This window comes from Billgrantia aerodenitrificans (assembly GCF_021404405.1).
In the GTDB taxonomy this organism is placed as follows: Bacteria; Pseudomonadota; Gammaproteobacteria; order Pseudomonadales; family Halomonadaceae; genus Halomonas; species Halomonas aerodenitrificans.
The window spans coordinates 221,693-245,786 of record NZ_JABFTV010000008.1 but is presented as its reverse complement, the minus strand read 5'-3'; the positions used below and the strand labels follow the sequence as shown (position 1 = coordinate 245,786).

At 62.7% G+C, this 24,094-nt stretch carries 20 protein-coding genes; 10 read left to right on the top strand and 10 right to left on the bottom strand.

Annotated features, from left to right (window positions below; all coding sequences use genetic code 11):
• Positions 1 to 20 precede the first annotated feature (20 nt).
• The 5 genes from HOP59_RS16360 (at position 21) to HOP59_RS16340 (ending at position 6,518) form a co-directional block, all read left to right on the top strand.
• Complete coding sequence (locus HOP59_RS16360; protein WP_234254696.1) at positions 21 to 3,740, top strand: RHS repeat-associated core domain-containing protein; 3,720 nt, start codon at positions 21 to 23, stop codon at positions 3,738 to 3,740.
• Between the two features lie 14 nt (positions 3,741 to 3,754).
• Positions 3,755 to 4,069 (top strand): Imm58 family immunity protein, encoded by a 315-nt coding sequence (locus HOP59_RS16355; protein ID WP_234254655.1) that lies wholly within the window; start codon positions 3,755 to 3,757, stop codon positions 4,067 to 4,069.
• Positions 4,070 to 4,421: 352 nt separating this feature from the next.
• Complete coding sequence (locus HOP59_RS16350) at positions 4,422 to 4,652, top strand: hypothetical protein (RefSeq protein WP_234254654.1); 231 nt, start codon at positions 4,422 to 4,424, stop codon at positions 4,650 to 4,652.
• Positions 4,653 to 5,230: 578 nt separating this feature from the next.
• Positions 5,231 to 5,899 (top strand): hypothetical protein, encoded by a 669-nt coding sequence (locus HOP59_RS16345; protein WP_234254653.1) that lies wholly within the window; start codon positions 5,231 to 5,233, stop codon positions 5,897 to 5,899.
• Positions 5,900 to 5,960: 61 nt separating this feature from the next.
• A complete protein-coding gene (locus tag HOP59_RS16340; RefSeq protein WP_234254652.1) occupies positions 5,961 to 6,518 on the top strand; it encodes a hypothetical protein in 558 nt (185 codons plus the stop codon).
• 80 nt (positions 6,519 to 6,598) lie between these two features.
• On the opposite strand, the gene HOP59_RS16335 is transcribed toward HOP59_RS16340, so the two are convergent.
• From HOP59_RS16335 to HOP59_RS16310, 6 genes are all read right to left on the bottom strand, one after another.
• Entirely contained in the window at positions 6,599 to 7,498 is a 900-nt protein-coding gene (locus tag HOP59_RS16335; RefSeq protein WP_234254650.1) for a hydroxymethylglutaryl-CoA lyase, read from the bottom strand.
• A gap of 182 nt (positions 7,499 to 7,680) precedes the next feature.
• Entirely contained in the window at positions 7,681 to 9,720 is a 2,040-nt protein-coding gene (locus tag HOP59_RS16330) for an acetyl/propionyl/methylcrotonyl-CoA carboxylase subunit alpha (RefSeq protein WP_234254649.1), read from the bottom strand.
• A complete protein-coding gene (locus tag HOP59_RS16325; protein WP_234254647.1) occupies positions 9,717 to 10,550 on the bottom strand; it encodes an enoyl-CoA hydratase-related protein in 834 nt (277 codons plus the stop codon). The genes HOP59_RS16330 and HOP59_RS16325 overlap by 4 nt, the downstream gene beginning before the upstream one ends.
• Before the next feature lie 52 nt (positions 10,551 to 10,602).
• Positions 10,603 to 12,210, bottom strand: coding sequence for a carboxyl transferase domain-containing protein (locus HOP59_RS16320; RefSeq protein WP_234254646.1), 1,608 nt, complete (start codon positions 12,208 to 12,210; stop codon positions 10,603 to 10,605).
• 76 nt (positions 12,211 to 12,286) lie between these two features.
• Positions 12,287 to 13,456: an isovaleryl-CoA dehydrogenase gene (locus HOP59_RS16315; RefSeq protein ID WP_234254645.1), complete on the bottom strand. Its 1,170-nt coding sequence runs from the start codon at positions 13,454 to 13,456 to the stop codon at positions 12,287 to 12,289.
• Positions 13,457 to 13,729: 273 nt separating this feature from the next.
• Positions 13,730 to 14,671: a sodium-dependent bicarbonate transport family permease gene (locus tag HOP59_RS16310; protein WP_234254644.1), complete on the bottom strand. Its 942-nt coding sequence runs from the start codon at positions 14,669 to 14,671 to the stop codon at positions 13,730 to 13,732.
• Between the two features lie 134 nt (positions 14,672 to 14,805).
• On the opposite strand from HOP59_RS16310, the gene HOP59_RS16305 reads away from it, so the two are divergent.
• From HOP59_RS16305 to HOP59_RS16285, 5 genes are all read left to right on the top strand, one after another.
• Positions 14,806 to 15,759 carry a LysR family transcriptional regulator gene (locus tag HOP59_RS16305; protein ID WP_010628199.1) on the top strand — a complete coding sequence of 318 codons (954 nt, stop codon included), beginning with the start codon at positions 14,806 to 14,808 and terminating at the stop codon, positions 15,757 to 15,759.
• Positions 15,760 to 15,930: 171 nt separating this feature from the next.
• Positions 15,931 to 16,899: a Bug family tripartite tricarboxylate transporter substrate binding protein gene (locus HOP59_RS16300; protein WP_234254643.1), complete on the top strand. Its 969-nt coding sequence runs from the start codon at positions 15,931 to 15,933 to the stop codon at positions 16,897 to 16,899.
• A gap of 58 nt (positions 16,900 to 16,957) precedes the next feature.
• Entirely contained in the window at positions 16,958 to 17,413 is a 456-nt protein-coding gene (locus tag HOP59_RS16295; RefSeq protein WP_086510410.1) for a tripartite tricarboxylate transporter TctB family protein, read from the top strand.
• 12 nt (positions 17,414 to 17,425) lie between these two features.
• A complete protein-coding gene (locus tag HOP59_RS16290; protein ID WP_234254641.1) occupies positions 17,426 to 18,934 on the top strand; it encodes a tripartite tricarboxylate transporter permease in 1,509 nt (502 codons plus the stop codon).
• 3 nt (positions 18,935 to 18,937) lie between these two features.
• Positions 18,938 to 19,951, top strand: coding sequence for an AbrB family transcriptional regulator (locus HOP59_RS16285; protein ID WP_234254640.1), 1,014 nt, complete (start codon positions 18,938 to 18,940; stop codon positions 19,949 to 19,951).
• Here HOP59_RS16285 and HOP59_RS16280 read toward each other — a convergent pair.
• From HOP59_RS16280 to HOP59_RS16265, 4 genes are all read right to left on the bottom strand, one after another.
• Positions 19,948 to 21,318 carry a sensor histidine kinase gene (locus tag HOP59_RS16280; protein ID WP_234254639.1) on the bottom strand — a complete coding sequence of 457 codons (1,371 nt, stop codon included), beginning with the start codon at positions 21,316 to 21,318 and terminating at the stop codon, positions 19,948 to 19,950. The two genes, HOP59_RS16285 and HOP59_RS16280, sit on opposite strands and share 4 nt — an antisense overlap.
• A 1-nt stretch (position 21,319) precedes the next feature.
• Positions 21,320 to 21,988, bottom strand: coding sequence for a response regulator transcription factor (locus tag HOP59_RS16275; RefSeq protein ID WP_010628205.1), 669 nt, complete (start codon positions 21,986 to 21,988; stop codon positions 21,320 to 21,322).
• A 67-nt stretch (positions 21,989 to 22,055) separates the two neighbouring features.
• The gene (locus tag HOP59_RS16270; protein WP_234254638.1) at positions 22,056 to 23,567 is read right to left on the bottom strand and encodes a tripartite tricarboxylate transporter permease; all 1,512 of its coding nucleotides are present in this window, start codon (positions 23,565 to 23,567) and stop codon (positions 22,056 to 22,058) included.
• A 13-nt stretch (positions 23,568 to 23,580) separates the two neighbouring features.
• Positions 23,581 to 24,075: a tripartite tricarboxylate transporter TctB family protein gene (locus HOP59_RS16265; RefSeq protein ID WP_141638587.1), complete on the bottom strand. Its 495-nt coding sequence runs from the start codon at positions 24,073 to 24,075 to the stop codon at positions 23,581 to 23,583.
• Between the last annotated feature and the right edge of the window lie 19 nt (positions 24,076 to 24,094).

Here is a 24,094-nt window from a genome sequence, read left to right as displayed (position 1 = left end):
TGGATCTCGGCAATCCCGCCATGCTCGAAGGCTTGGCCAACCGCTGCAGCGCCTGTGCGCCTGCCGTGGGCAGCCCGGTCAATCCGCTACTGGGCGCCAAGCTGCTGCCCGCGGAAACCGACTTCGCCTTGCCGGCACCGCGGCCCTTCGTGTTCTCGCGCGGCTACCTCTCCGCCAACGCCCGTATCGGCGTGCTGGGGCAGGGGTGGTCGGTACCCGGTGACGGCCTCTCGCTCAGCCTGCGCGACGATGCCTGCGTGATCCACGATGCTCAGGGCCGCGACATCACCTTCGGCGCCCTGGCGCCGGGTCAGTCGCGCTACTCGCCCACCGAGCAGCTATGGCTGCGGCGCGGTGGCGAGCCGACCGAGCTGGAAGCGGGCAAGGATGGCGAAAGCGCCCGCTGGGCGGCTCTGCCCGAAGCCCTGCGCCACGACCCGCAGACCATCGTGCTGAGCGATGGTGACCTCTACTATGTCTTCGCACCGACGCAGGAAGCATCGACCACCTGGCGCCTTGCCCAGGAACTGGACCGCAACGGCTACGCCACCACCTATCGCTGGGAAGCCGAGCTGCTCGTCCAGGTCGAGGACAGCGCCGGGCGCCACTTCCACTTCGACTACGAAGCGCTGCTGCCGGCGAGCGAGCAGGACAGCGGCCAGCGCCTCAGTGGCGTACGCCTGGTGCGTGAGGCCGATGGCAGCCCCCAGGACGACTGGCTGGTGCGCTATGCCTACAGCCCCGAAGGCGATCTGATCAGCGTGCAGCTGCGTCATGGCGAGGTCGTACGCGAATTCGAGTGGCAGGACCACATGCTCACGGCTCACCGTGTGCCCGGCGGTATCGAAGCCCGCTACACCTGGGATCGCTATGCCCCGGAAGGCCGGGTCATCGCCCAGGAGGAGAGCGGTGGGCTGACGCGTACCTACGCCTACCATCCAGACCACACCTTGGTGACCGACAGCCTCGGCCGCGAGGAGCGCTACCACTTCAGCGGCACTGGCCCCGGCCAGCGCTGGACGGCTCACACCCGTGCCGATGGCTCGGTCATTCAATACCGCTACGATCACGCCGGGCAGCGCATCGCCACCGTCGATCCGCTCGGTCGCGAGACCGCGCTTGATCGTGATAAAAGCGGGCAGGTCATCGCTCAGATAGGCCCCGACGGCAGCCGCTGGGCCATTACCCGCGACGCGCAAGGGCAGCCCATTGCCGTGGCCGGCCCGGAAAACCATCGTTGGCAGCTCGAGCGCGATGCCCGCGGCAACCTCATTCGTGTCACCGGCCCCGAGGGCACCACCACCTTCGCCTTTGGGAGCGAAACGCTGCCTGATCGTCCCACCGCCGTCACCGACGCCGGCGGTAGTACTCGCCGACTCGAATGGAACGCCCTTGGCCAGCTCATCGCCGAGACCGACTGTTCGGCCCAGACCACCCGCTACGACTACGATAGCTGTGGCCACCTGCTGGCCGTAACCAACGCTCTGGGTGAAACCACCCGCACCACCCACGACGAGATGGGCCGGCGCATCGCCACCCAACTGCCTGACGGCAGCCGCTGGCAACATCACCACGACCTGCAGGGCAGGCTCGTCGAGCAAGAGGGGCCTCAAGGCTACCGGCAACAATTCCACTACGACGCCCACGGTCGTCCTGTACTGCGAATCGACGCCGACGGCGGCCGCGAGCATTACGCCTACGACGAAGCTGGCCGACTCAGTGAACTGACCCTGGCCAACGGCGCCAGCTACCGCTTCGAGTATGACGAGATGGATCGTCTCGTCAGCGAGACCGGCCCGGACGGCCGCGAGCAGCGCTACGCCTACGACGCCGCAGGCCAGTTGAGCGCACGTACCGAAGCTCACCGGCTCGGCCCCGACGGGCAGCCGCTAGCCGTTCACTACGAGTTCGATGCCAGCGGTCGCCTGATCGCTCGCCACCTGCCCGCAACCGATTCGGCCCCGGCCAGCACCGAGCGCTATCAGTGGCGCGCCGACGGCCAGCTGGCTGGTGTCGTCAATCCTGAGAGCGAGGTCTCCTTCGCCTACGACGTCGCCGGTCGTCCCATCGGGGAGCGGCAGCGGCATCATGCCGATGGCGACGTAGCCGCCTGGCAATGGCAGCACCAGCAACGCCTGACCGCCACCGGTGCGCCCCAGGCCAGCCGCTATGGCGATCTGCCCGAACTCGCCTGGCACACCTACGGCAGCGGCCACCTGCACGGCCTCAGCGCCCCAGGCCTGGGTCTCGAACTCGCCCTCGAACCCGATGCCCTGCACCGTGAAACCCAGCGCCGCCTGAGTAGCGCCGACCAGCCCCAACCGCTGATCCTCGAGCGTGGCTACACGGCACTTGGCCAACTGGATCACCTCAGCCTGCGCGGCCCTGGCAGCGCCAAAGGCGAGCAGCACTACCGCTACGACGCCCTCGGGCGGCTCAGCTTCCGCAGCCAGGGCAGTGTCAGCCCGGTCATCGCCTATAGCTATGACGCGGCGGGGCGCCTGATCGCCAGTCAGCACGGCGACCGTGCCCACCGCTACCCGGTGGATGCCGCCGGCAACCGCCTCGAAGGCCAAGCCAGCGCTCAGCCCGACAACCGCCTGACCCAGCTCGACGGCACCCGCTACCGTCACGATGGCGCCGGCAACCTGATCGAGCGCGAGACTTCCAATGGCGAGCGGCTCAGCCTGGGCTACGACGGTGCCAACCGCCTGGTACGGTTGACCCGTACCAGCGCCCAGGGAGCGACCGAAGAAGCCCGCTACCGCTACGACGCCCTGGGGCGGCGCATCAGCAAGACCGTCCATCACGCCAACGGCACCACCGCCACCACCCACTACGGCTGGGATGGCGACCGGCTGGTGCACGAAGCGAAAGAGCGCCACCGAACCACCGTAGTCTACGAGCCCGGCAGCTTCGTGCCCATGCTCCGAATCGACCAGGCCGGTGATGGCGCAGCCAAGCAGATCAGTGCCTACGTCACCGATGCCCTGGGCACACCCATGCAGCTCGTCACGCCCCGGGGCGACACCCTATGGCAAGCCCAGCCTGACGACTGGGCCGCGGTCACCAACGAACAGGGCCGCACCGCCCAGCCCATCCGCTTCCAAGGCCAGTGGCTTGATGAAGAGAGTGGGCTGTACTACAACCGCCACCGCTACTACGACCCGCAGCAGGGCCGGTACATCAACCAGGACCCGATTGGCCTGAACGGCGGTACCAACCTGTATGGTTACGTCAGCAACCCGACCGGGATGGTGGATCCGCTGGGGTTGGCAGGCTGCTACGTGCTGTTCCCCGATTACCCTATCAATACTGGCCTCGGATTTAGCTCAACTTGGTTAGGGGGGCATGCAGGTGTGCTAGGGTATGATGCTCAGGGAAAGACGCAGTATTATGAGTTTGGGAGATACGCTCCTGATGGGCGAGGGGTAATAGGAGAACGCCTTCCGGCCGCACAAGGGAACATAAGGACGATTACCGTACCTGATCTTACATTGACAGAAGGTGGTGATCCTACAAGTGAGTCTTTGGATCAACTAAGGCGTGCTCTGTCGGAAAGTGCAGGAAGAGGAACTAGAGTTGAGATGACTTGTTTCTCAGACGTAGACATCGAAGAAATGTATAGGCATATAGAAAATTTTGCCAATAATCCCGGGAGGCCGGCTTATAGCTGGAGTCCCCTGTCGCCTAATCATTGTAGAACATTCGCTAATGAAGCCATTTCTGCGGGTCAATAGATATGAGATATCCTATGCTGATTGTTTCTCTCGCCCTTTCGATAATTGCGCTTTGTGCGGTCATTGTGTTACTAGTTAATGCAAGGGTCTCGCATTCATATTTGCAAAGTAGCTACGACTTGCTAAAGCAAAACTCTGATGCTTTGGTCTTGCTTTTGGAAAACGAGTGGATGGGATTATCCAAGGATGCTGTATTTTCAAAGCTGGAGGAGGCGTCTAAGCAAGGAGAAGGGAGATTAATCTATAAGGAGATCCCTCGAGAAAATATAATTATGGTTAATGAAGTGGCTCTTATTTTTGAAGCTGGCATGCTCATAGAGATAAGGTGATAAATAATTATGGCGCTGTAGAAAGTAGGTGTGATTGCATGGAGCGAGCGGTAGGTAAAGGAAAGCTGAGCGGTGGTAGATATTTAGCCATATTTCTTGCGGCGGCGATTGTATCCGCTCCGATAAATATATATCTTTTCAATTATTGGCTGGCTATTTTCCTAACTGCTTTGATTTTTGTCCCTATGTTTTGTGGGAGACCGAAGATGAGGAAAAGTTTAATAAGTACGGTGTTTCTTGGCTTTTATACATCGTCTTTCATGTCGCTTATAATATCGCTGCAGTATTACCACCCCTAGTTCGGTGCTATGGTTCAATGCACAACATTTAAACGTAAGAGGGAGTGCCGGGTGTGGGTGAGCTAAAGAAATTGGGCTGGTTTTACAGGCTGCTTTGCGGTCTGATTTCTTCTTTTTGTCTTATAGCTCTTCTGGGGATTCTTGCATTTGGACGTGATGAAGGGGCTCATGCTCAAATGTTGATCTTTGTTGCGGTTGTAGGGCTATTTTTGTATGTTTCACTAGTTATTTTGTTGAAAGGATATCCGCCAAGATTTTTGAAGTGGACGGCAGGAAGAAAGTGAAGTTTTGTTTTATGGGTTTTGGGAGCGGAGGCGCCCCCAGTCTGGGGCGTGAAAATTGGTTGGTTTTTTTGGGGTCAATGCATGGATGGTGTGATTGAAGGGCTTGTAAAGGCCTTTGCTCGTGCGGTTGTGTATATCGTAGGGCAAATAATATTTGAAGTTATGTTTTATTATATTGGTTGGCCATTTGTTAAGATAATCACCTTGGGACGATACCCGAAAGGTCAAGCTCGGAATGGTTGGAAGAGCGAGAGTCATGAGGGAGTATGGACCAGCTGCGTGGGTGTAATGGTAATAGCGATCGGGGTCGTGGCTTTCCTCTCCTTGTGAGTTGATGAAAATTTTCAGCATGGTAATTTATGAGTTATTGGTCTATTGCTAGGGAGAGGCTTCGCTGTTTTTCCTGGCGGGAGTGTGGCATGGCGAACGGTAAGTCACAGCATCGACCAAGTAGGATCTTACCTTTTTCATCAGCTCCGATTGTCCGCTTTTCATTTGTGTTTTTTAGCGGAACAGATCCAGCTTGATACGCGTCCGAGCCCAAGATGCCTGATATACTAACTTGCAGGCGGTGAATGATGAAAGATCTTTACCACGATCCGGTTTTTTATTTGAGAACTCACAGTTGGGATCGGGGTCTCAGGGATATAGATGCGTTTGAGAAGATTAAAACGCATGCAATGTCTGGTGAGTCGGAATTTATAGTGCTGGAAAGTTGGTACAAAGCCCTAGGGAAGGGGTGTGAGAAAGATGCGAGTTCGGCTGTCGAAATGCTGAAAAATCCAGATGTGCAAGAAAATGCAAGATCATTATGTGCAGCCGGTTTGGGTTTTTTACGCGGATATTATGGTGTGGTGAGTGAAGAAGAGGCCTTGCAGTTTTTTAATAGGGCGGAGAGATTATGTCCTCGGAAGGGCAATTATTTAAAAGGTGTTTTTTATTACGATAATTTTTTGAAAGATAGAAGTGATGTGGAATCTTTTGATAAAGCGGGTGCATTTTTTAAAATGGCTGCAAAGAGTGGGCATGCAACAAGTTTGAAAATGTATTTGTTTTGCTCCTCAAGGCATCGCTCACTTAGGCTTATAAAATATATTTCTGTTTTTTTTGGTTATATGAAAATTCGGCGAGATTTAGGTGGTCCAGAAAGGTGGTGGTGTTATCGCGACTTGGGAAGATTTAGGCCTTCAACCGTTGAGTTTGCTGAAAACTGCGGCCATGCATTGGGTTATTACTCTAAAAGATAAGAGGTTAGGGGGGCGGGGCGGGGCGGGCCGAATCTACTCTCCTGTATACAGGATTAAAATAATGAAAGACGCCAAATTCGCTACTCATTACTATTTGCGCGAAACTGGCCCGTTCAGAAGCCTCTCGGAGCTATCGGCCGGCTCCGAAGATCCTGTTTTCCTGGATCTTCTGACTCGTCATGAGCGCGATTCCGGCTATCGTCGGCGCTATGGCAGGAATTATATTGCTGTACGGCGTGAGGTTGAAGCTCGGCTGCGTGAGTTGTTCATCGCGCGAGGAGGCAAGCCGCGTCGACGCCATCCCTTTTATCTGGTATTGGGTGAGTCGCCGTGGTTTCGTGATCTGAACGCTGATCACAGGGAGCTGAGAATTTCTCTCTCAGAGCTTGATCCAGAAGTGACCTCTTTAACCTTTCCGGATAGCTTTGTTGCGCTAACCCGAAACGACAAGCCGTACTATAACCAAGTGTTTCTTCTCAGCGAGATCGACGAGCTCATTGCTCGATTCGGTGTCCCTGAAAATGATCAGTTGGTCCCTTATGAGCGATATTGGGAAACTGAATTTGAGCTCTATATCGAAGTGCAGCTTTGGGATGTACCACCCATGATTGACGTCTAACTGTACAGTGCAGTATTCACCTGACACAAAGCCCCTGAGCCAGTCACCTGACTCAGGGGCTTTTCGTTTTTACCACGCAGTCACTTCGCCGCCAGCGCCACGCCTACCTTCGAGCGGTTCGGTCGGCCGATGGTTTGGGTGATCCAGGTGCCGGTTTCGGCGAGCTTGTTGAGGTCGATGCCGGTTTCGATACCCAGGCCGTTGAGCAGGTAGACAACGTCTTCACTGGCCACGTTGCCGGAGGCGCCCTTGGCGTAGGGGCAGCCGCCGAGGCCGGCGACGGAGCTGTCCACTACGCTGATGCCTTCTTCCAGCACGGCGTAGAGGTTGGCCAGCGCTTGGCCGTAAGTGTCGTGGAAGTGGGCGGCGAGCTTTTCCATGGGGATGTCGCGGCTCACGGCTTCGATCATGCGCTTGGCGGCGAGCGGGGTGCCGACGCCGATGGTGTCGCCGAGCGAGACTTCGTAGCAGCCCATATCGAACAGCGCCTTGCTCACCTCGGCCACCTTGGCCGGGGCGATCTCACCTTCGTAGGGGCAGCCGAGCACGCAGGAGACGTAGCCGCGAACGCGCACGTTGGCCTCTCTGGCTCGCTCCAGCACGGGGGCGAAGCGCTCCAGAGATTCTGCGACGGAGCAGTTGATGTTCTTCTGCGAGAAGGCTTCACTTGCTGCGCCGAATACCGCCACTTCCTCTACGCCGCACTCCAGCGCCGCTTCCAGCCCCTTGAGGTTGGGGGTAAGGGCGGCGTAGGTGATGCCTTGGCGACGCTTGAGGCCGGTCATCACTTCGCGATGGTCGGCCATCTGCGGCACCCACTTGGGCGAGACGAAACTGGCGGCTTCGATGTAGCCGATGCCGGCGGCGCCCAGGCGGTCGATCAGTTCCAGCTTGGTGGCCGTGTCGATCGGGTTGGGCTCGTTTTGCAGCCCGTCGCGGGGGCCGACCTCGACCAGGCGCACGCGCTTGGGAAATGCCATTCTCTTGTACTCCTTCCTGTTCACGGCCATGGTCATGATCCGCGGCTGATCCGTCGACAGGTCTCTGAGGGGGCGCTGTAAATCCTTCCCTGGACGCTACATTTGCCATCCATGGCAAATGACCTCCGCTTCGCCCTGTCCCCGGCGCCGCTTAGCTTGGCGCTTCCGATACCTCTCTTAGCTTACTCGACCGGTGCAAACTCGAGCAGCACGTCTCCCTGGCCCACCGTATCGCCGGCGTTGAAGTGGAAGCTCTCCACGTGGCCGTCGGCGGGGGCGGTCATGGTGTGTTCCATCTTCATGGCTTCCATGACCATCAGCGGCATGCCTTTCTCCACCTTCTGACCGGCTTCCACCAGCAGCGCGACCACGGTGCCGTGCATCGGCGCGGTGAGGGTCGATTCGGCTTCGTGGTGGCCGTGGTCGATGGCGTCGATGCGGCGCCAGAACAGGCGGGTTTCGCCTCGTGGGTCGACCATCACGACGACGTTACCGTCGCGCCGTGCCTGCAAGCGGCGGCGGTGGCCGTTGAGGGTCACGGCCACGGCGTCGCCTTCCAGGTGCTGCAGGCGGGCAGTGAGGGTCTCGTTGCCGATGGTCAGATCCCACGGATCGGCGCCGCTGGCACGGGTGCCTTCCACGACAACAACGCTCTCTTCATCCTGCACGTGGGCAGGGTCGCAGAGCGAGATGCGGATGGTGTGCGGGGCGTTGAGACGGAAGCCGTCGTGGCGGTCCCACGGCGAGTCGCTCTCGCACTCGCGGGCGAGCTGGTTGAGGCCGATCAGCGCGGCGCCAGCGTACTCTTCGATGCTGTACTGCTTGGGAGCAAAGAGGGTGGCTTCGTTCTTCTCGATGAAGCGGGTGTCCAGCTCCACGTTGCGGAACGCCGGATGGGTGGCCAGGCGCTGCAGGAAGGCGCGGTTGGTCACTACGCCTTGCACGTCCAGCGCCGCTAGCGCCCGGTTGAGGGTGGAAAGCGCCTGCTCGCGGTCGTCGCCGTGGACGATCAGCTTGGCGAGCATGGGGTCGTAGTGCATGGAGACCACGTCGCCGGTTTCCACGCCGCTGTCCAGGCGTACCTGACGCGGGTCGAGGCCGGCACCCTTGAGGTCCATGGCGAAGCGCTCGAGCTTGCCGGTGGCGGGCAGGAAGTCCTGCTCCGGGTCTTCGGCGTAGAGGCGCGCCTCGAAGCTATGGCCGGTGATGGTCAGCTCGTCCTGCTGGAGCGGAAGGGCTTCGCCCATGGCCACGCGCAGCTGCCACTCGACCAGGTCCTGGCCGGTGATCATCTCGGTGACGGGGTGCTCCACCTGCAGGCGGGTGTTCATCTCCATGAAGTAGAACGACCCGTCTTTGTCCAAGAGGAACTCGACGGTGCCGGCACCCACGTAGCCGATCTCCTTGGCGGCGCGTACGGCGGCTTCACCCATCTCGCGGCGCAGCTCGGCGGTCATGCCGGGGGCGGGGGCTTCTTCGAGTACCTTCTGGTGGCGGCGCTGCACCGAGCAGTCGCGCTCGAACAGGTAGACGCCGTTGCCATGGCTGTCGCAGAACACCTGAACCTCGACGTGACGCGGCTGGGTCAGGTACTTCTCGATCAGCATGCGGGTGTCGCCGAAGGCAGCCTGGGACTCACGCCGGCAGCCGTCCAGTGCGGCCTGGAACTGCTCGGGGGCTTCGACCACGCGCATGCCCTTGCCGCCACCGCCGGCGCTCGCCTTGAGCAGCACCGGGTAGCCGATCTTGTCGGCTTCGGACTTGAGCAGAGCGTCGTCCTGGTCGTCGCCGTGATAGCCCGGTACCAGCGGCACGCCGGCATTGGCCATGCGCGCCTTGGCGGCGGACTTGTCGCCCATGGCGGCAATCGCCGAGGCGGGCGGGCCGACGAAGGTGATGCCGGCGGCGTCCAGCGCTTCGACGAAGGCACCGTTCTCGGAGAGGAAGCCGTAGCCGGGGTGAATGGCGCCGGCGCCGGTGCGTTTGGCGGCTTCGACTACCGCTTCCACCTTGAGGTAGCTCTCGCGGGCGGCGGCCGGGCCCAGGCGCACGGCCTCGTCGGCCTCGCGCACGTGGCGGGCGTTGGCGTCGGCGTCGGAGTACACGGCCACGGTGCGTAGGCCCATGGCGCGGGCGGTGCGCATCACGCGGCAGGCGATCTCGCCGCGGTTGGCCACCAGCAGGGTGTCGAAGGGCGTGGTGCGGGAATCGTTCTGACTCATGAGCGGCGCTCCGAGGAATTCGTGTTGTCGTCGGCCCAGGCGGGGCGGCGCTTCTCGAAGAAGCTGGTCAGGCCTTCCTGACCTTCGGCGCTCACGCGCAGCTCGCTGATCACGCGGCAGGTGTGCTCGCGGGTGGCCTTGCTGTCGGAGTCGCGGGCTACTTCGGCCAGCAGCGCCTTGGTGGCACGCTGGGCCTGGGGCGAGCCGGCCAGCAGGGTGGCGATCATCTCCTCGACCGCCTCGTCGATGTGGTCGTGGCCGACGATCTGGTGGGCCAGGCCCAGTTCCAGCGCCTGGTCGGCATCGATCACCTCGGCGGTGAGGGCGTAGCGGCGCATCTGGCGCGAGCCCAGGGCGCGCTGCACGTAGGGGCTGATCACCGCCGGGGAGAGGCCGATCTTCACCTCGGAGAGGCAGAACTTGGCCTTCTCGCTGGCGATCACCACGTCGCAGCAGGCGGCCAGGCCCACGGCACCGCCGAAGGCGGCACCCTGCACGCGGCATACGGTGGGGCAGGGCAGGGTATCCAGCCCATGCATCAGCTGCGAGAGCTTGCGCGAATCGGCCAGGTTGCCCTCGAAGTCGTACTCCACCATGCGCTTCATCCAGCCGAGATCGGCTCCGGCGGAGAAGCTCTTGCCCTCGGAGCCCAGCACCACCACGCGTACCTCGCCGTGGCGGGCGGCGCCGTGGAGCTTGGCGAGATGCTCGTTGAGCTCGGCGATCAGGCTGTCGTCGAAGGCGTTGTGCACCTCGGGGCGATTCAGCGTCAGCCGGGCGACGCCGCGCTCGTCGATGCTTAGCTGAGAAAAGCTATTTGTATCGGTCATTTTTCGTGGCTCCCATATCCCGTAAAGTCTTCGAGTGCAGACACTGAAGTCTTCACATCCGGAATACGCCAAAGCGCGTTTCCTGCACCTCCGCGTTCATCGCGGCGGCGAGTGAGAGTCCCAGCACGTCGCGGGTCTGGGCCGGGTCGATCACGCCGTCGTCCCATAGCCGGGCGCTGGCGTAGTAGGGGTGGCCCTGGTGCTCGTACTGCTCGCGGGTGGGCTGCTTGAAGGCCTCTTCCTCCTCCTTGCTCCACTCGCGGCCTTCACGCTCGTACTGCTCGCGCTTGACCTGGGCCAGTACGCCGGCGGCCTGTTCGCCGCCCATCACCGAGATGCGCGCGTTGGGCCACATGAATAGCAGATTGGGATCGTAGGCGCGGCCGCACATGCCGTAGTTGCCGGCGCCGAAGCTGCCGCCGATCAGCACGGTGAACTTGGGCACCTTGGCGCAGGCCACGGCGGTGACGAGCTTGGCGCCGTGCTTGGCGATACCTTCGTGTTCGTACTTGGAGCCGACCATGAAGCCGGTGATGTTCTGCAGGAACACCAGCGGAATCTTGCGCTGGGCGCACAGCTCGATGAAGTGGGCGCCTTTCACCGCGGATTCGGAGAACAGCACGCCGTTGTTGGCGACGATGCCCACCGGGTAGCCGTGAATATGGGCGAAGCCGGTGACCAGGGTGTCGCCGTAGTAGCGCTTGAACTCGTCGAAGTCAGAGTCGTCGACGATGCGGCCGATGACTTCGCGCACATCGAACGGCTTCTTCAAGTCGGTGCCGACGATGCCGTAGATCTCGCTGGGGTCGAGCTTGGGCGGCTTGGGCTCCTGCATCTTGAGCTGGCCGCGCTTCTGCCAGTTGAGCCGCGACACGCAGGCGCGGGCGAGCTGCAGGGCATGGGCATCGTTCTCGGCGTAGTGGTCGGCCACGCCGCTCTTCTTGGCGTGCACGTCGGCGCCGCCCAGGTCCTCGGCGCTGATGGTCTCGCCGGTGGCGGCCTTCACCAGCGGCGGGCCGCCGAGGAAGATGGTGCCCTGCTGCTTGACGATGATCGACTCGTCGGCCATGGCCGGCACATAGGCGCCGCCGGCGGTGCAGGAGCCCATCACCACGGCGATCTGCGGAATGCCTTCCGCCGATAGGGTGGCCTGGTTGTAGAAGATGCGCCCGAAGTGCTCGCGGTCGGGGAACACTTCGTCCTGACGGGGCAGGAAGGCGCCGCCGGAGTCGACCAGGTAGATGCACGGCAGGCGATGCTTGCGGGCGATCTCCTGGGCGCGGATGTGCTTCTTCACCGTCAGCGGGTAGTAGGTGCCGCCCTTCACGGTGGCGTCGTTGGCGACGATCACGCACTCCACGCCACTCACGCGACCGATGCCGGTGACCACGCCGGCGGCGGGCACGGCGCTCTCGTAGACCTCATGGGCGGCCAGCGCCGAGAACTCGAGGAACGGCGAGCCTTCGTCGATCAGGTGGTCGATGCGGTCGCGCACGAACAGCTTGCCGCGGCTCTCGTGGCGGGTACGGGCCTTCTCGCCGCCGCCCTGGCTGATCGCCGCGGTCAGCTCACGCAGCTTCATGACCTCGTGGCGCATGGCCTTGTCGTTGGCCTGGAAGCCGTCGCTGCGCGGATTGACTTGGGTGTTCAGGATGGCCATCTATCGGCTCCCTTGCTCAATATGTGTTCACGAACTCAATGTGTGTTCACGAAGGTGCGAGCTAGCGCAGCCATTTTCATTTTGATTCGTTGAACAACTCACGGCCGATCAGCATACGACGGATCTCGCTCGTCCCGGCGCCGATTTCGTAGAGCTTGGCGTCGCGCAGCAGGCGCCCGGTGGGGTACTCGTTGATGTAGCCGTTGCCGCCGAGCAGTTGGATGGCGTCCAGCGCCACCTGGGTGGCCTTCTCCGCGCAGTAGAGGATCACGCCGGCGGCGTCCTTACGGGAAGTCTGGCCGCGGTCGCAGGCGGCCGCCACCGCGTAGAGGTAGGCGCGGCAGGCGTTCAGCGTGGTGTACATGTCGGCAATCTTGCCCTGCACCAGTTGGAACTCGCCGATGGACTGGTCGAACTGCTTACGCTCGTGCACGTAGGGCACCACGACGTCCATGGCCGCCTGCATGATGCCGATGGGGCCGGCAGCCAGCACGGTGCGCTCGTAATCGAGGCCGCTCATCAGCACGCGCACGCCTTTGCCTTCCTCGCCCAGAATATTCTCGGCCGGCACTTCGCAGTCCTGGAACACCAGTTCGCAGGTATTGGAGCCGCGCATGCCCAGCTTGTCGAGCTTCTGGGCGGTGGAGAAGCCGGGCATGCCTTTCTCGATGATGAAGGCGGTGATGCCCTTGGAGCCGGCGTCCGGGTCGGTCTTGGCGTAGACCACCAGCACGTCGGCGTCGGGGCCGTTGGTGATCCACATCTTGTTGCCGTTGAGGATGTACTTGTCACCCTCCTGGCGCGCGCGCAGCTTCATCGAGACCACGTCGGAGCCGGCGCCCGGCTCGGACATGGCCAGCGCGCCGATGTGCTCGCCGCTGATCAGCTTGGGCAGGTACTTGGCCTTCTGCTCGGCGTTGGCGTTGATCTTGAGCTGGTTCACGCACAGGTTGGAGTGGGCGCCGTAGGAGAGACCCACCGAGGCGCTGGCCCGGGAGATCTCTTCCATGGCGATGCAGTGCGCCAGGTAGCCCATGCCGGTGCCGCCATCCTCTTCCGGCACGGTGATGCCGAGCAGGCCCATGTCGCCGAACTTCTGCCACAGGTCGTTGGGGAACTCGTTCTTCTCGTCGATCTCGGCGGCGCGCGGGGCGATCTCGTCGCGGGCGAAGGCGTTCACCTGATCGCGCAGCATGTTGAGCTCGTCGTCGAGGCCGAAGTCGAGGGGCTTGTAGGCGGTCAGCATGGCGGAACTCCCTGATGGTTGTGTCGTAGCTGGTGTTTCTGTCGCTAGCGCAGCTGTGTGTCAGGTGCGAAGCTGTCGGGTTGTGCGAACCGCGCAGGCGCAGTTCGCATGGCTATTCACGAATGTTACTAGACTAGGCGAGGTTTACGTTAACGTAAAGTGCAGCTTTGGGACGTTCTACGAATGTCGAAGAGGCGAGGATATGGAAGAAGAAGGTAGGGAGAAAAGCGAACGCCACCGGGGCTGCCGGTGGCGTAGAGGCTGAGGGGTAACTCAGTTACCCAACCACATGGCCAACTGATAGTAGATGGGAATACCCACGATCACGTTGAGCGGGAAGGTGAAGCCGAGCGCCGCGAGCATGGCCAGGCCGATGTTGGCCTGGGGTATCGCCGTTCGCATGGCCGCCGGAGCGGCAATGTACGAGGCACTGGCGGCTAGCGCCGTGAGAATCATCAGCGAGCCCATGGGCAGGCCCAGCATCAGACCGACAGCCAGGCCGGCCATGGCTAGAACGAACGGGGCCACCAGGGCGAAGGTGAGCAGACGCCAGTGGTACCAGGGAACGGGGCGCAGGGTTTCCGCCGCGGTGAGGCCCATCTGCAGCAGGAACAGGGCGAGCACGGCATGGAAGGCGCCCATGAACAGTTCGGTCACGGCCGCACCTTCCCGCGGGCCGTACATGGCGCCGATCACCGCGCCGCCTGCCAGCAGGATCACGCCGCGGTTGGTCAGGGTCTCGTGCCAGATGCCTTGGAACGCCTCGCTTGCTTCCTTGCCGGCATGGCGGCGGTAAAGCGCGATGGCCACCATGATCGCCGGCAGCTCCATCATCACCAGGTAGAGGGTGACCTCTGCACCGATAGGCAGGGCGCGGCTTTCGGCAAAGGCCAGCGCCACGGCGAAGGTGCCGGCGCTCACCGAGCCGTAGTGGGCGGCGATACTGGCGCTGTCGGCGGGAGAGAGGCGTGCGAAGCGCCGCAAGATGGGCATCAGCGCCAGCGGAATCAGGGCGCCGAGGGCGGCGACCGAAAGCAGTTCGGGGATCAGCGACCAGCGCAGGTTGCCGTACAGTGCCATGCCGCCTTTGAGACCGATAGTCAGCATCAGCAGCAGGCTCAGCGTGTCGTAGGCGGCCTTGGGGATGTTCAGGTCCGACTTGACCACCCCGGCGAGCAGGCCGAGCAGGAAGAACATGACGACGATGTCAGGCATATCTCTCTCTTCTTCTGTAACCGCGAATGGCAGAGTAGTCGCGGATTGTGCGCAGCGCCTGATATTGATTCCAATAGAATCTCGATGAAATTACTATAGGTGATCTTCTATATGACGCGCTGCGGGGCCGCGCCATGAACGTTCGTCATCTTACTTTCCGCCTGCTTCAGGTTTATGTCGTGGTGGTGCGAAGCGGCTCGGTCAGCGAGGCGGCGCGTCAGCTCCACCTGACCCAACCTACCGTTTCCCAGCAGCTCAAGCGCTTGAGCGAAGCGGTGGGGGAGCCGCTGCTGCATATGCGCCGCGGACGCCTTTTGCCCACTGAGGCAGGGCGGGAGCTCTACCGCGCCAGTCGTGAGGTGCTCGGCCGCTTCGACGATTATCAGGACTACCTCGAGGCGCTGCGAGGCGGGGAGCGGGGCCGCTTCAGCATCGCCCTGGTCAACACCGCCCAGTACGTGCTGCCACGTTTGCTCGGCCCCTATAGCCAGGCATTTCCCGACGTCGACGTTACTCTGCACATCGGCAACCGCCGTCAGGTACTCACGCGCTTCGAGCGCCAGGACGACGATCTCTACGTGTTCAGCCACCCGCCTTCCCTGGTGCATGCCCTGGCCGGTCGCTTTCTGCGTAATCCACTGGTGGTGGTGGCGCCTCAGGGCCATCCTCTGGCAAAGCGGGAGGCCATCGCCATGAACGAGCTGCTGGGAGAGCGCTTCCTGTTGCGCGAACCGGGCTCGGCCACGCGCATGATGTTTGAGAGCTGGCTGCAGGAGCACGGCCTGTCGCTGGGGCCGACTTTGCAGATGGCCAGTAACGAGGCAATTCGCGTGGGGGTGGCCGCCGGCATGGGTTTGGCCGTGCTCTCCGAGCACGTGCTGCCGCCGGAGCATCCGGATATCGCGATCCTGCCGGTCACCGATTTCCCCATCGAGAGCCACTGGCAGTTCATCGTACGCCGCGATCGCCGTCTGCCCCACGCTGCGCAGGGCTTTCTGCGCTTTGCCTCGGGACATCTCGGCGAGTGCGTGCAACCGCGTTTCCTTGCCAATGAGCTGGCAAGGCTACTGGCGGATCTCGAACAATAAGTGTTGGTGAAAAGGAGATTAGACATTGGTCGAGTATGCTTGCCATGCAAGGTTGGTGACAGGTTGGCCCTCTAGAGTGGGCACTGCCGGGGCGAGGCTCCGCAATAAACCAACAATGAGGGTGTACACGCCATGTTTGAAGGAATTTCACAGACCGGTCGGAAGGTGCTCATGACCGGCACTCTGGCAGCCGTGCTGGCTTCACTCACGATGACGGCCCCCGTCGCGGCGGACGATTACCCGGATCGCCCCCTCGATATGGTGGTGGGCTTCGGTACCGGCGGCAGCGCCGACCGCATGGCGCGCGCCATGTCCAACTTCCTGGCCGAGGAACTCGAGACGCCCGTGCGCGTGACCAACCGCCCGGGAGCGGGCACTCAGGTTTCCGCCAACTACATTCTGTCGCGGCCGGACGACGGCTACACCCTCTACGCTTCCACCTTTGCGCCGTACCTGACCAACACCATCCTGACCGGTGGGGCGTCCTACGCCATCGACGACTTCTCCTTCGTCAACTTCCAGTGGTTCGATCTCGACCTGATCGCCGCCAACAAGGACAGCGGCTTCGAGGACCTGCCTTCGCTGCTGGAGGAAATCCGCGACAACCCCGGCCAGGTGCGCGGCTCGGTGGTGCAGGGCTCGGCGGGCCATCTGATGGTTCGGCTGCTGCTCGATGAAGCGGGCATTCCCCAGGACAACCTCAACCTGGTGACCTACAACAGCGGCGGTGAGGCGCGTTCCGCGGTGGCCGGCGGCCAGGTGCATTTCACCTCCATCAGTGCCGAGGGTAGCGAGGGCATCCGTGAGTTCCTCACGCCGCTGGCCGTCGTCAACGACGAGCGCATCGACCAGTGGGACGCTCCGCCCATCAACGAGGCGCTCGAGCCGATGGGCCTCGAAGTGCCGGTGCTGCAGGGCTCGATGCGCGGCTTCGCCGTCAGCAGCGAAATGGAGCGCCAGTATCCCGAGCGCTTCGAGGCGCTCTCCGAGGCGATCCAGAACACCCTGGCGCGCAAGGATGTTCAGGATCATCTCTCCGCCAACGACATCGGCGGTGTCTGGGTCGGCCCCGAGCGCGCCAACGAGCTGATGCAGACCAACTACGAAGTCTTCGAGAAGTACGCTCATCTGCTGAAGTGATCCCTGCCGCATGACGCGGCCCCGGCCAACCGTGGTCGGGGCCGCCTGGAGTCGTCTCATGACCACCCATAAACGCGACTATGGGGACCTGTTGGTCCTCATGGCTCTGGCCGGCTTTACCCTGTGGTACCTGATGGATGCCATTCGGGTCTCGTCGGCCATACAGAATCTCTTGCTGATCCTGCCCTTGTCTCTCGTAGTGCTGGCCATCGTGCTGCTGGAGGTCGCCATTCGCCTGAAGCAGGGCACCCTGCTGACCCGCCCGGATGACGGTGGGGAGCCACTGCACCGCACGCTGCCGGTGGTGGGGCTGTTCGCCGCCTATGTCATCTCGCTGGAAACCCTGGGCTTCGATGTGGCCACGGTGCTGTTCGTTGCCCTGTTCCTGCTGCTCAAGGGCGAGCGCAACTGGCTGCTGCTGGGTGGCTACAGCCTGGCCTTCGGCTTCGGCACGGCGTTCTTCTTCGCCGAGATGCTGCCTTATCCCATGCACATGCTTGTCCTGCCGGACTGAGGGAGCGACACCATGATCGATTTTGCCGCCGTCGAGCAGGCGCTTGCGCTGCTCTTCACCAATTTCAGCCCTTGGATGGTGGTCGTTCCAGGCATCATCATCGGCCTGATCTTCGGGGCCACGCCGGGCCTGCAGATCTCCATGGCCATGGCGATCTTCCTGCCCATGACGCTGTACATGGATTTCGTGCAGGCCATGCTCTTCCTCACGGCCATCTTCACCGGTGGCTCCTTCGGCAGTGGCATTCCGGCCATTCTGATGAACATCCCCGGGACCTCCTCAGCCATTGCCACCGCCTTCGACGGCTATCCCATGGCGCGCCAGGGCAAGCACAACCAGGCGCTGGGCGTGGCGCTGGCTTCGTCGGTCATCGGCGTGCTGATGGGCTACCTGATCCTGTTCCTGATGATCCAGCCGCTTTCCTTCATGGTGCTGAAGCTGGGGCCGGCGGAGATGTTCGCCGTCATCCTGTGGGGCATGACGCTGATCGCCACCCTGCGGGGCGAGCATATGCTGAAGGGGTTGATGGCCGGTTTCGTCGGCATGCTGGTGGGCACCATCGGCTTCAACGAGCTGGGCATGGCCAGGGGTACCATGGGGCAGACCTTCCTGCTCGACGGGGTGCCGGTCATCCCCGCGATGATGGGCATGTTCGCGGCCTCGGAGCTGTTCAAGCTCGCCAACAAGGGCTATATCGTCGAGTCGGAAGCCTCGCGCAAGGTCAAGATCTCGGAAATCTTCCAGGGCTTCAAGATGGCCGTGAAGTATCCCTGGGTATTGATCCGGGGTGGCTTCATCGGCGTGTTCGTCGGTGCCGTGCCGGGGGTGGGGTCGTCGGTGTCCAACCTGCTCTCCTATGTGGAGACCCAGCGCCGCGACAAGGACCCGAGTTCGTTCGGCAAAGGCAACCCCAAGGGCGTGGTGGCCTCCGAGTCGGCCAACAGCACCTCCGAGGCGGGGTCCATGGCGACTCTGCTGGCGCTGGGCATTCCCGGCGGGGGCGCCACGGCGGTGATGCTGGCGGCCTTCGCCATGCACAACATCACCGGCGGGCCGCAGTTCATCCGCCAGCAGACGGATGTGGTCTACGCCATCATCTTCGCCAACTTCGCTCAGGTGTTCCTGCTGATGGTGATTGGCCTGATGTTCATCCCGCTGCTGGCCAACATCGTCAAGGTGCCGATGCGCTACCTGATTCCCTCGGTGCTGGTGTTGGCGGTGATGGGCTCCTTCGGTCTGACCGGCAACATGACCGGACCCGCCACGGTGCTGATCTTCGCGGTGGTCGGTTGGCTGCTGCGCCATTACGGCTATTCGGTGCCTGCCGCCGTAATCGGCATGCTGCTGGGGGCCATGGCCGAGAAGTCGCTGCTGCACTCCTACCAGATCAGCGGCGGCAACCTGGCCTACGTGTTGGAACGTCCGGTGACGCTGGTCATTCTGGCCTTGCTGCTCATCTCGCTGTTCGGCCAGCACCTGGTGAACTGGTTCCGGCGGCGCCGCCAGCCGCTCGGCGCCTGAGCGATGGTGCTGCGTACCGTTTCGACATTGTCGATCGGGGCTCTGGGTGGCGCAGTCGCCACCCTGGTTTCGTTGCCCATGGCCTGGATGCTGGGGCCGCTGTTCGCGGTGCTGATCGCTTCATTGGCCGGCGTAAGGGCGGGCATCGACAAGCGGCTGCATCGCGGTTCCATCGCCATGCTGGGGCTGTTCATCGGTAACCGCATCGAGCTGGGCGAGCTGTCGCACTTGCTGGAGTGGTATCCCAGCGTGCTGGCCATGCTGGTGTACATGGGCTTGATGCTGGCTGGGGGCGCCTGGTTGTTCTCCACCAGCGGAATGAGCCGTCTGAGCGCGGTGTTCTGCTCCTTCCCGGGTAGCATGAATGCCACGGTGATCCTGGCCGAGCGCCTGGGCGTGGACATCCGCTGGATTGCCATCACTCACGCCATGCGTCTTGTCATCGTGGTGGCATCGGCGGCCTTCATGGCCAGCTACCTGGCCGGTGGCATTGCCCTGGGTGAGGGCAACGGCGTGAGCTGGGCGGGCGTCTCGCTGCTGTTGCTGGCACCCGCTTCCTGGTGGCTCGGCCGGCTGCTGCGCTTTCCGCTGCCGGAGTTCCTCGGGCCCATGGCCGTGGGGGTGGTGCTGGCGACGCTGGGCCATGGGGTGGCGCTACCTGATGTGCTACTGATAGCCACCTTTCTGGTATTGGGCAGCTCGGTAGGGGCGCGTTTCGCCGGCACGCCTTGGCAGCGGGTCGTCCAGGTCGGGCGCTACGGGCTGTTGTTCGGACTCTATGCCGTGCTGATGGCAGTGGCCACCGCCTGGCTGCTGGCGAGCTTCACGGCGCACTCCTTCACGGCGGCGCTGCTGGCGCTGCTGCCGGGCGGAGTCGGGGAGATGGCGGTGATCGCGGTGGCGCTGGACGTCGACCCGCTCTATGTGGTGTCGCACCACGTGCTGCGCCTGCTGCTGCTGATTCTGGCCACACCGGCGATCATTTCGCTAAGCCGGCGGCTAGCGAACAAGGCCTAGGCTGAGGGAAAAATGACCGTCACCGTTAACCCTTGCCCCGGCGGGCTGTCGAGTTCCAGCGTGGCGCCGTGGGCGCGGGCGATCTCGTCGACGATGGCCAGACCAAGCCCACTGCCTGGCGTTTCGGGGCTGGCACGGTAGAAGCGCTCGGTCAGTCTGGCCAGCTGCTCCGGGCTCACGCCGACCCCATCGTCGCTGACCCGCAGCTGCACCGTTCCCTCGCTGCGGGCAACCCGCACGTAGATGGTGCCGCGATAGGGCTGGGCGCCGCCGGCATGCTGGCTGGCGTTCTCGACCAGGTTCTGGATCAGCCAGCGCAGCATTACGCTGTCCGCCATGACCAGGCAGTCGCTCTCCCGTTCGCAGAACTCGAGCTCCTGACCGCGCTGGTAGATCCGTGAAATCGACTCGGCGCATGCTACCCGACTCAGTTCGGCGAGGTCGGCAATGGCCATGGCGGAAGTGTCCACCAGTTCGTGGCGCGCCTTGGCCAGGGTGAGCAGCTGCTGAACCGTGTAGCCGGCGCTCTCGGCGATACGCCCGATCTCCTCCAGGCTGCTCCTGGCTCGCGGGTCGATGGACTGGCGGGAGGTGAGCTCCGCCAGGGCGCGAATCTCCGAAATGGGCGTGCGCAACTGGTGAGATACATCGGCATTGAACTGCTGGGTGTTGTGAATGCTCTGGCGCATTCGCATCATCAGGCCATTGATACTGGCGACGAGCGTCGAGACTTCCCTCGGCACTTCGGCTTCGATCGGCTCGAGGTCGTTCTGCGAACGGCGGCGCAACGAGCGGCTGATCGAGCGCAGCGGGGCTAGGCCGCGATGAATGGCCAGCAGGGCGATGGTCACGGCCAGCAGGCCGCCGATGGCGATCAGCACCGAGAGCGTGAGCAGAAACTCGTTGATCATGTTCTGCCTGGCTTCGGTCGATTCGGCCACGATCACTTCGATCTGGCCGCTGTGGGTGGAGCGCACCACGGGGAAGGTGGTGGCCACGGCACGCAGCGTATTGCCGGCGTAGCGGGTGTCGTAGAACAGCGGCTCATCGAGGTCGCCGGGCGGGTCTTCCAGACCGTCGAAGCCCGCCAACATGCGGCCCTCGGCATCGCGTATGCGATAGAAGATCTTGCCGTCGCCGCGGCTGCCCAGGGTGCTGATGCTGAAGTAATGCATGTTGATGCGCAGCTCGCCGTCCACCGAATAGAGGCGTCGCTCCAGGCGCTCCGCGGCATTGAGCAGCATGTCGTCGAAGGTCTCGGTGATCTGGTGGGAGAGCACGTAATAGCTGGTAGCGAGGGTCAGCAGGCCGACCAGGGTGAAGGGCAGGCCGATCCACAGCAGCAGGCGGGAGCGAATGGAAGTCATGTCAGCTGGACTTGGTATCGAGCAGGTAGCCGAGGCCGCGTACGGTACGCAGCTGGATGCCGTCGCCCAGCTTCTTGCGCAGGCGCGAGATGTAGGTCTCGATGGCACTGGGGGAGACGGCATCGTCCAGGTCCGATAGCCGGTCGATCAACTGCGCCTTGCTCACCAGGCGCCCCTGGTTGATCAGCAGGTACTCGAGCACCTCACGTTCACGCCGGTGTAGCGTGACCGGCTGGCCAGCGACCAGCACGGCCGGGCTACCGGAAGGCAGCTCGATGTCGCCGCACTGCAGGCTGTTCTCGCCGAACTGCTTCGCCCGGCGCACCAGCGCTTTTGCCCTTGCCACCACCTCCACCAGTGAGAAGGGCTTGGCCAGATAGTCGTCGGCACCCTCCTCCAGGCCGAGCACGCGTTGGTCGAGGGCGTCCCGCGCCGAGATGATCAGCACGGGCGTATTGTCGTGCCGGCTGCGCAGGCGGCGCAGCAGATGGATGCCGTCCAGCTCGGGCAGCCCCAGGTCCAGCAGGATCAAGTCGAAGGAGAGCGTCTGCAGCAGATGCTCGGCGCTGCGACCGTCGCCGCAGGTCTCCACCTGGAAGCCCGCCTCACCGAGGAAAGTGGCGATGGAGGTGGCCAGGTTCGGGTTGTCTTCGATGACCAGAGCTTTCACGTGGCATCCCGTGTTTGGTTTTCAGGAACGTGCTCTCAAGGACGTGAATGGTAACGGATCCCCAGGCTCAGCGCTGTTGCGAGTGGGCGGCGCTACGTGCCCGCTGGCGCAGGGTTTTCAACAGTTGGGAAATCAACACCGCGGCCAGCAGCGCCACGATACCCAGCGAGATGGGGCGGGTGAACAGTACCGTCCAGTCGTTCTGGGCGATCAGCATGGTCAAACGGAAGTTCTGCTCCGCCATCGGGCCCAACAGCACCCCCAGCACCACCGGTGCCAGCGGGAAGCCGAGCCGGTTGAGCAGGTAACCGAGCAGGCCGAAGCCCAGCATCACATAGAGGTCCATGACGTTGCCGTTGACGGTGTAAACCCCCACCGCCATCAGTACCAACGTGGTCGGAACCAGCAGGGCAGAGGGCATGCGCAGCACCTGGGCGAACAGGCGTGTGGCGACCATGCCGCCGAGCAGCAACAACAGCATGGCGGTGAGCAGCATCTGCCACATGAAGCCGAACACCACGTCGGGAGCACGGGTGAACAGCTGAGGGCCGGGCTGAAGACCATGGATCATCAGGGCGCCCAGAACCAGCGCCGCGATCAGATTGCCGGGTATGCCAAGCGTCAGCGAGGGGATCATGGCCGCGGCGTTGTCGGCGCTGTTGCCGGACTCTGCGGCGGCAATGCCGACCGGATTGCCGGTACCGAAGGACTCGGGTTCGGATGACTTGCGCTTGGCCTCGTTGTAGCTGAGCAGCGCGGCCAGATTGCCGCCGGCGCCGGGCAGAATACCCACGGCGACGCCGATCAGCGACGAGCGGCTCCAGGTACGCCAGTGGCGGCGCAGCAAGCCGAGCGCGCCGCCACCGGGCGAGACGCGGAAGCTTTCGGCATTGAAGTAGGATTCGTTGCGCTTCTCGGCCATCTCCAGCACCGGGGGTACGGCGTAGAGCCCGATCAGCACGACGAGAAGTTCGAAGCCGCCCACCAGGTAGAGCGTATCGAAGGTGAAACGCTCTGCGCCACTGATGGTGTCGACGCCCACCAGACCGATGATGACACCGAGCAGGGCGCAGAGCATGCCCTTGCTGGCATCCTTGCCCACCAGCAAGGCAATGCTGACAAGGCCGAATACGGCCACCCAGAAGTACTCCGCAGGACCGAATGCCAGCGTCACCTTGGCCAGCATGGGCGCCAGGGTCATCAGGGCCAGCGCGCTGACGATACCGCCGATGGCGGACGACCAGCAGGCCGTCTTCAGGGCCAGGCCGCCCTCGCCCTTGCGCGTCATCGGGTAGCCGTCGAAGGTGGTGGCGATGGCGGCGGGCGTGCCCGGGATGTTGAGCAGAATGGCCGGAATGGAGCCGCCGTACATGGAGCCGTTGTAGATGCCGGCCACCAGCCCCAGGGCAATGATAGGGTCGAAGCCATAGGTCAGCGGCAGCATCAGGGCGATGGCCATGACCGGATTCAGGCCCGGCAGCGCACCGATCAGAATGCCGATCAGCGTGCCGACGAACAGGCTGATCAGCGATTCGAACTGCAGGGCTACCGGGAGCGCGTTCAGGAGAGATTCGAACATGAGGTAGAGCCCTCTAGGTGGCGAAGAAGAACTCGACGGGCAAGGGACGCTTGAGCACCACCGCGAACAGGGCATACAGCAGCGTGATGAAGCCCAGGGTGATGCCTGCTACCACGGCGGGCCGCCGCTCACCCAGCAGTACCGCCAGCAAACTGATGAACAGAGCGCTGGTGGTATAGAAGCCGACGATGGGCATGGCCGCGTAATACACCAGGCAGCAACCCAGCGTGGTGGCGAAGCGCGCCGGGTGGTCGACCAGGGCCGGGATGGCATGGGCCTGGGTTCGATGGGCCTGGGTGTGACTGGCCTTGGTGGAATCGGTCATCGCTCGCGCGGCCAGAATGCTCTTCACGCCACGCCAGATCAGAGGCAGGGAGAACGCCCCCATCAGGGCGCCAGCCCCGATGGGAACGTAAGCGGCATCGGCAAAGAAGTCCTTCCCCATCCAGACGGTGCTGGCGCCGATGATGAGGAAGGCGATGCCAGAGAAGAGGTCTCTGTAGTTCATGGTCTTATCGATGCCTTTG

What these genes read in the sequence shown, in the direction of transcription:
- HOP59_RS16360 (WP_234254696.1), top strand. Translation starts at nt 21, where the DNA reads ATGCTCGAAGGCTTGGCCAACCGCTGCAGCGCCTGTGCGCCTGCCGTG.
- HOP59_RS16355 (WP_234254655.1), top strand. Translation starts at nt 3,755, where the DNA reads ATGCTGATTGTTTCTCTCGCCCTTTCGATAATTGCGCTTTGTGCGGTC.
- HOP59_RS16345 (WP_234254653.1), top strand. Translation starts at nt 5,231, where the DNA reads ATGAAAGATCTTTACCACGATCCGGTTTTTTATTTGAGAACTCACAGT.
- HOP59_RS16340 (WP_234254652.1), top strand. Translation starts at nt 5,961, where the DNA reads ATGAAAGACGCCAAATTCGCTACTCATTACTATTTGCGCGAAACTGGC.
- HOP59_RS16335 (WP_234254650.1), bottom strand. Translation starts at nt 7,498, where the DNA reads ATGGCATTTCCCAAGCGCGTGCGCCTGGTCGAGGTCGGCCCCCGCGAC.
- HOP59_RS16330 (WP_234254649.1), bottom strand. Translation starts at nt 9,720, where the DNA reads ATGAGTCAGAACGATTCCCGCACCACGCCCTTCGACACCCTGCTGGTG.
- HOP59_RS16325 (WP_234254647.1), bottom strand. Translation starts at nt 10,550, where the DNA reads ATGACCGATACAAATAGCTTTTCTCAGCTAAGCATCGACGAGCGCGGC.
- HOP59_RS16320 (WP_234254646.1), bottom strand. Translation starts at nt 12,210, where the DNA reads ATGGCCATCCTGAACACCCAAGTCAATCCGCGCAGCGACGGCTTCCAG.
- HOP59_RS16315 (WP_234254645.1), bottom strand. Translation starts at nt 13,456, where the DNA reads ATGCTGACCGCCTACAAGCCCCTCGACTTCGGCCTCGACGACGAGCTC.
- HOP59_RS16310 (WP_234254644.1), bottom strand. Translation starts at nt 14,671, where the DNA reads ATGCCTGACATCGTCGTCATGTTCTTCCTGCTCGGCCTGCTCGCCGGG.
- HOP59_RS16305 (WP_010628199.1), top strand. Translation starts at nt 14,806, where the DNA reads ATGAACGTTCGTCATCTTACTTTCCGCCTGCTTCAGGTTTATGTCGTG.
- HOP59_RS16300 (WP_234254643.1), top strand. Translation starts at nt 15,931, where the DNA reads ATGACCGGCACTCTGGCAGCCGTGCTGGCTTCACTCACGATGACGGCC.
- HOP59_RS16295 (WP_086510410.1), top strand. Translation starts at nt 16,958, where the DNA reads ATGACCACCCATAAACGCGACTATGGGGACCTGTTGGTCCTCATGGCT.
- HOP59_RS16290 (WP_234254641.1), top strand. Translation starts at nt 17,426, where the DNA reads ATGATCGATTTTGCCGCCGTCGAGCAGGCGCTTGCGCTGCTCTTCACC.
- HOP59_RS16285 (WP_234254640.1), top strand. Translation starts at nt 18,938, where the DNA reads ATGGTGCTGCGTACCGTTTCGACATTGTCGATCGGGGCTCTGGGTGGC.
- HOP59_RS16280 (WP_234254639.1), bottom strand. Translation starts at nt 21,318, where the DNA reads ATGACTTCCATTCGCTCCCGCCTGCTGCTGTGGATCGGCCTGCCCTTC.
- HOP59_RS16270 (WP_234254638.1), bottom strand. Translation starts at nt 23,567, where the DNA reads ATGTTCGAATCTCTCCTGAACGCGCTCCCGGTAGCCCTGCAGTTCGAA.
- HOP59_RS16265 (WP_141638587.1), bottom strand. Translation starts at nt 24,075, where the DNA reads ATGAACTACAGAGACCTCTTCTCTGGCATCGCCTTCCTCATCATCGGC.